This is a genomic window from Thermoactinomyces sp. CICC 10522 (genome assembly GCF_016055075.1).
Lineage (GTDB): Bacteria > Bacillota > Bacilli > Thermoactinomycetales > Thermoactinomycetaceae > Thermoactinomyces_A > Thermoactinomyces_A daqus.
Genome location: NZ_JAECVY010000039.1, coordinates 1 through 5,584, shown reverse-complemented (window position 1 = coordinate 5,584; position 5,584 = coordinate 1). Strand labels below are relative to the sequence as shown.

At 41.8% G+C, this 5,584-nt stretch carries 6 protein-coding genes; 5 read left to right on the top strand and 1 reads right to left on the bottom strand.

All coding sequences use genetic code 11. From position 1 onward, the window contains the following. From I8U18_RS17290 to I8U18_RS17280, 3 genes are all read left to right on the top strand, one after another. On the top strand, nt 1-902 hold a 902-nt coding region (locus I8U18_RS17290), incomplete at its 5' end, for a DUF4129 domain-containing protein (protein WP_232336449.1). Nucleotides 903-939: 37 nt separating this feature from the next. Further along, entirely contained in the window at nt 940-1,863 is a 924-nt protein-coding gene (locus I8U18_RS17285) for an ABC transporter permease subunit (RefSeq protein WP_198065168.1), read from the top strand. Continuing rightward, the gene (locus I8U18_RS17280; protein WP_198065167.1) at nt 1,856-2,776 is read left to right on the top strand and encodes an ABC transporter permease; all 921 of its coding nucleotides are present in this window, start codon (nt 1,856-1,858) and stop codon (nt 2,774-2,776) included. The genes I8U18_RS17285 and I8U18_RS17280 overlap by 8 nt, the downstream gene beginning before the upstream one ends. A gap of 1,220 nt (nt 2,777-3,996) precedes the next feature. Here I8U18_RS17280 and I8U18_RS17275 read toward each other — a convergent pair. Next, nucleotides 3,997-4,482 carry a hypothetical protein gene (locus I8U18_RS17275; RefSeq protein WP_198065166.1) on the bottom strand — a complete coding sequence of 162 codons (486 nt, stop codon included), beginning with the start codon at nt 4,480-4,482 and terminating at the stop codon, nt 3,997-3,999. 216 nt (nt 4,483-4,698) lie between these two features. On the opposite strand from I8U18_RS17275, the gene I8U18_RS17270 reads away from it, so the two are divergent. Both I8U18_RS17270 and I8U18_RS17265 read left to right on the top strand, forming a co-directional pair. Continuing rightward, entirely contained in the window at nt 4,699-5,139 is a 441-nt protein-coding gene (locus I8U18_RS17270; protein WP_198065165.1) for a hypothetical protein, read from the top strand. After that, nucleotides 5,129-5,365, top strand: a complete 237-nt coding sequence (locus tag I8U18_RS17265) for a hypothetical protein (protein ID WP_198065164.1) — start codon at nt 5,129-5,131, stop codon at nt 5,363-5,365. Before I8U18_RS17270 ends, I8U18_RS17265 begins: the two co-directional genes overlap by 11 nt. The last annotated feature ends 219 nt before the right edge of the window (nt 5,366-5,584 follow it).

Here is a 5,584-nt window from a genome sequence, read left to right as displayed (position 1 = left end):
GCCACACTCTGCGTTGGGGTACCTGTCTCCAAAGGAGTTCCGTCAACGTTTTACCTCAAATGCGGCTTAAAATGTCTGGACTTTTGGGGTTCATTAAGGTTTTTCTTTTTTTTATCGCTTTCTTGTTTACAAGGATGGTTTCTTTATCGATGATCTCCAAAATGTCGAGAGATGAGGAAAGTCATCAATCAAAAAGCTCCCTTTATGAATTCTTTATTCCTTTTGCCTTATTAATTACAGGAATTATGGGAGGATGGATCATCCAACTTTCCGGTTGGCCCGTTTATAAAACAATCGCCATTTTTTTATTTTACCTCTTTTCTCCTGTCATCGATGTTGTTGGATTTATTCTCGAGCAATTAATCCCTGACGACTTGCCTTTCAGGCCTCGATTTTATGATGCGTCTGTTAATCAAATAAACGGACTCACCCACGTCCAATCTTCTCTCAACCAAAATAGCTTTAGTGGTCAGTGGGTACAATCGGCTTTTATGATTTTCATTTCGGTCATCGTCGTTTATTTTATTTATAAATCCTTCGAATCCAACACCAAATCAATCAAATCTGCAGCTAAACATGAAGAAGAAATCGAAGAGCGGGAATTTCTTTTTAAAATAAACCCTATTAAAAAAACAGACTTAAAAATGAATGATAATTCACTTACACCAATCAGAAGAACCTATCGTACATTTCTCAAGTTCGCAGGTAAATCATTTACCAAAAGACGTCCCAACGAAACGGCGACGGAATATATCCGGAAGATCGCCCCATTTATACCGGACAAAAAAGTATTTATGGAAGAACTGACTGATCTTTATCTAAAAGAACGATATGGAAATAAAAATGTTGCGAGCGAACAAGATAGAGCCAAAAAACTCTTAAACACATTAATCAAAAAATAGTACACTCAAATACTCATATAAAAGGAAGAGGAATATGATGAAACACATTGCCTCTTTTTTCATTCTGGCAGTCAGCATTCTCGTCTTGGCCGGTTTGCCGGGGTTGCTGGATGCACTCTTTTTCAAGCCGCCCCACGCTCCCGGTTCTTTATCCCGCCACAATCCTCCCGTCTGGAAAGTTTTGCAGACGCAAGCCCGAGATGTTTATGATTATTTAGCCGGGGTCCCAAGCGGAAAAAGTTTTATCTATAAAAAGAAAATCAGTGAAACAATGAATAGCCAGGTGGTGGAGCCGAAAAATTTCTTTCAGGAAATTCTTCCATCATTCATCGACTCCGCCCTGTATCTCACAATTGCCGGCGTTTTTTCCTTATTGTTCGGGGTCTGGGCGGGAATGAGGCTGGCAACGGCAGGGGAATCGGTAAAAAATTTTTTCAGCTTTTTCAACACTGTTCCTGATTTTATCCTGGCTTTGCTGTTGCAGTTAGCGGTCGTTGCCATCTATAAAGCAACCGGAATTTTAATTGCAGAAGTGGCATCGACTTCGCTGGATACGGCGATTGTTTTACCCCTGCTGACTCTGTTCCACCTTCCTTTTCTCTATATTGTGCAAATGGTGTCTCATCAAACGAACCGGGTACTGAGGGAAGATTATATTTTGACGGCTAAGTCCAAGGGGTTAAAGAAAGGGTATATCTATGCGCAACATGTATTGCGCAATGTTCTTCCCTTTATCAAAGGAGATCTGTTTAAAATATACTCCATGATGATCGGCAATCTGTTTATTGTTGAGCGTTTGTTCAATTTACAGGGGATCACCGATTTTCTCATCGATCATGTAATCGAAGATTATAACACAGTGGTGAACTGTTTCTGGTGCCTGGTTTTGCTCTTTTTGCTCATTTATGGATTCATGCTTCTCGTTATGAAAGGGCTGGAAAGAGGGTTTGCGCATGAGTAAAGGAAGAAAATCGTTTACGATCGGGCTTGTTTTACTTGTTCTGTTCGTTGCCATTGCCATCTTGGGCCCTTGGGTTGCCCCCTATTCTCCAAAAGAGGAAAAACCGGTCAATGTTAATGCCAATCAGGTGATTACTGCACCCGAACCTCCTACTTCCGCTCATTGGTTGGGGAAGGACCAATTGGGGCGGGATATCTTAACTCTGATGTTATACGGATTGAGATATACAATGGGAATCACACTGGTCGTTGCTTTTTTTCGCCTGGCGATCGGCGGGGTATTGGGGATTTGTTTCGGGATGAACCAGCCCAAAATGGATAACAAAGAAAAAAACAAGTACATCTCAGTCTTCGGTTACTTAAGCGGGATTCCCGTGATTCTGGTTCTGTATTCCGTATTATATCCGATCAGTTTCTTTTCTTCTTTTTCGCCGTTACAATTGGCCTTGCTGCAAACCCTGCTCATGATTTTACTGGGCATCGCACCGGTCTTGTCCACCGTTCAGCATCAAACAATTGAGCTAAAAAACCGGCTTTCCGTTCAAGTGTCGATCACCTTGGTTGCATCAAAAGGTTGGATCATCCGCAAACATCTTTTTCCCTTTCTTAAAGAAAGTTTTATTATTTTGTTTTTCCAGGAAATGATTCAGGTTCTTAATCTCATCGGACAATTGAGTTTGTTTGATCTCTTCTTGGGCGGAACCGACGTGAGAGGAGGTTATGACGAATTTTTCTCCATCACCTTTGAGTGGATCGGTTTGATCGGGCAGAATAGAAATTATTTGACGACAGATACCTGGCTGGAAATCATCCCATTGGTCAGTTACTTTTTGCTGCTGTTTTCTGTTTATCTCATTTTACAGGGTTTCAAAAAGAGAGTTGAAACTACGTACCAGCGTATCCGGCATATTTAAGAATCACCTTCATTTTCAATCTTCTCTTAAAGATCTCCGCATCACTGTATGGAGTCCCTTTCATCATCTGACAATCAGGGAACCGGAGCAAAGTGTTTTCATCACCGAATTCGCTCCTCCAGAGTGAACGAGTTATCCTTAAATTTCCCGTATAAACACGAATGACTTGAGTTACCTTTATGGTTTCTCAAGTCATTTTATTGGCGGCAAAATTAGCGTTTAATACCTCCGAACCTAAAAGAAATACTCGTCACCCCTGATAAAATAAAATGACGGCTCTGCCATAAACGGAGCGTTCAGAGTCGAGAACGGTATTTCAACGATGGATTTTCAATTTATCACAACAGAGAGGGTAATGAAAAGAAATTTCTCCTTTTTCCATAGGTTTCACAATTCCCGCAAGTGCTCTGAAGAGCGATAGCGAAGTCGCTCTTTTTTATTTGTTATCTTAGCTGCTGTTTTTTGAAGGAAACAGTTTCGTTTATGGACAGAATTATTGCAATATTCATAAGTCCCCATCCTTAATGAGACCCTCTTCTTCAATACCGCTCTCAATCTCTGATACCAGCCAAGAGCTGAAATCTACGTTTTAGCCAGAACCATCTATCCATTCTTCTCTTCTGAGGTGTATTTATTGATCCAGCGTTCACTGTCCCCCTTGATTTTATTGAGTTTATCCGTGATTTTCCGGGCATCTCCTCGATTTGGCCAAGTTTCGGGATTTATTGATTGAATAACCTTCATCCAAAAAGCCTGACTTCCCTTTATTTTTGCGGACTTTGGCGTTTCCGAACAACCCTTTCAATACTATTTTTATCGTGGGTTCTTCCCAATATGGATACAACTAAACATTGAACTTTTGCAAATGCCTGACCATGTTCCAGTGTTTCAATTCCAATATGGGATGCAACTAAACCCGTGTGTGAACATCAGTAATATCAATTATTTTCATTATAACTAAAGTGGTTGAAGTCTGTGAACTTCCTCCCCAAGAGGTTCACAGTGATCTACAAAATGTGCTCGAATCTTGATGATGTTCTCCAATCTTCTCGTAGATCTTCGCGAATTCCTCCTGCAAAAACTTGATCATATGATCCATCCGAATACCTCCTTATTGTGATTATATCATGGAAAAATGATGAAATCGTTAATCTTGTTTAATTCAGCCTCACTTTTTTCTGATCTTTCAACTTTCTCTCTATTGTTTACTGCACCTTATCTTATGACCTTGCATCTGCTAAAGTAGAGGAAAGTCCAAAAGTAGGGATGAAGCATGACGTATTCACTTTTTCGCGAAGGCCGAAAGCCGGCTTATCTATGTTCCATCCACGATGAGTTTCAGATTCGTACATTGAAGGAAGAAGGATTTCCCCATACGCCGATTCATGACGATCAGATCTTGTTTTTTTGCGAATGACCGCACCAAACAGTATTTTTTGGAACAGTTCCGGAATCTGGAATCGGATCAACCGGAATTTCATCAACTGATGGGTGTCATCCTGGGCTATCCCCCGATGGCTGCCAAGTTCTTTGCAGATTGCATGAGAAACCCTGACTTGCAAAGGAAATGCGCAGGCTTTCATTATGCCGGAATGAATTTTGTCGGGAATTTTGATGATCGGGATGAGATTGCCAAGTGGTGCTGGAACCGGATTCCGATTGGACCGGAAAAAGTCGAGGTCACCTATCAAGGGGAAACGTTTCAAATCTTTCCTCCCAAAGGATAAGGCTTTTGGAATGAGGACAGGTTCTGTTTTAAAATGAGATTACACTTGAGGACAGATCGAATCATACAAAAAACAGCAGGAGTGAACAACATGGGAATCGATGAAAACATCATGAAGTACCTGTATGAATAAGACCGTCCTGCCGAACTTCCATATAAAGCGGGAGATCGCATCACCGTAAGGATCACCAAATTAGTGGATTACGGTGCGTTCTGCGTCACCAAGGATGATCACCTTACATCCGGATTGATTCATATCTCCCAAATCCTTGACGACCTCCATTTGCATACTATGCAGGTAATCGAAGCGGAGGTGATCGGGATCAAGGAAGAAAACAAATTGGAACTCAGCCTTCGATTTCATGATCAAAAAGACAACCCCTTTCAGGTTCTCTCCAAGATCAAAGAGTTGCCTGAAAAAGGAGTTCCTTCGGATGAAGTAGAGCAGATCATCCAGTACCTCTCCAAAGAATTCGGGTTAGTTTCAGAAGAATCGAAAAAGGAAGTGGAGGAAATGGTGAAGGAAATGGGGGTTTTCCGGTTTACGATGCTTCTAGTCAAGATCCTGCCGGATTTTAAACGGGACTTAGTGTATCACTTCCTACAAGAGATGAAACAAAGGAGGGATGGTCTTTAACCCGGTTCGGTTCCACTTCACCCATCATCTCCGGAAACGCTTGGCTGAGCGGCTGCAAAAGAAACTGGATGGCCATGATATTGAAAAACTGATTCGAGAAAGCCAAGTCCTTTTGAAGACGGACGATCACCTTTATCTCTATCATCCGAAAGAAGACATTCGTTTTCCGTGTGTGAGGAATGAGGATCAGTGGGTGATCAAGTCGGCCCTGCTCAAAGACATGTGAATGGAAGCAAGATAGAAACGATAGCCAAGACAGCGGTAGGTTTGCCGCTGTTTCTATTTGAATGAAAAGAAGCCCAACCGTGATCGGTCAGGCTTTGTGTCGAAAGGGGGTCATGAACCACTTAATGAACCCCAAAAGTCCAGACATTTTAAGCCGCATTTGAGGTAAAACGTTGACGGAACTCCTTTGGAGACAGGTACCCCAACGCAGAGTGTGGCC

Coding starts and splice junctions, on each gene's coding strand:
- I8U18_RS17280 (WP_198065167.1), top strand. CDS start 1,856: ATGAGTAAAGGAAGAAAATCGTTTACGATCGGGCTTGTTTTACTTGTT.
- I8U18_RS17285 (WP_198065168.1), top strand. CDS start 940: ATGAAACACATTGCCTCTTTTTTCATTCTGGCAGTCAGCATTCTCGTC.
- I8U18_RS17265 (WP_198065164.1), top strand. CDS start 5,129: ATGGTCTTTAACCCGGTTCGGTTCCACTTCACCCATCATCTCCGGAAA.